1 pseudogene is annotated in these 387 nt (G+C 69.5%); it reads left to right on the top strand.

Annotated elements, in window-relative coordinates:
• Positions 1 to 377, top strand: a pseudogene (locus LQ326_RS47515) (NF041680 family putative transposase); the annotation flags it as partial.
• Between the last annotated feature and the right edge of the window lie 10 nt (positions 378 to 387).

The following is a 387-nucleotide window of genomic DNA, read 5'->3' as shown; positions in this document are numbered from 1 at the left end:
ACACCTTCCGGCTGATGAAGCAGACCCTCGGCTGGACCCGCCCGAAACTCCGCACCCCCGAGGCCGGAGACCGCTGGACGTGGCTGATCATCGCCGCCCACACCCAGCTCCGGCTCACCCGCGAAGCCGCGGCGGACCTCCGCCGCCCCTGGGAGAAGCCGGCCGAGCCCGCACGGCTCACCCCGGCCCGAGTCCGCCGGGGGTTTCGGAACCTCCGCCCGCACCTGCACTGTCCGGCCCGTGCGCCGAAACCCTCAACACCCGGACCAGGAAGGCCACTTGGTTCGAAGAACCGACGTCCCACGACCCGCTACGACGTCGGGAAAACGACCAGGCGCCCCGAGAGCATCATCGAGCGCGACAGCCTCAGAGGTTAAAAGACAAGCT

It is taken from the genome of Streptomyces shenzhenensis (genome assembly GCF_021462265.1).
GTDB classification, from domain to species: domain Bacteria; phylum Actinomycetota; class Actinomycetes; order Streptomycetales; family Streptomycetaceae; genus Streptomyces; species Streptomyces shenzhenensis.
Note: the sequence above shows the minus strand (reverse complement) of the source record. Positions and strands in the feature narration are given on the sequence as shown.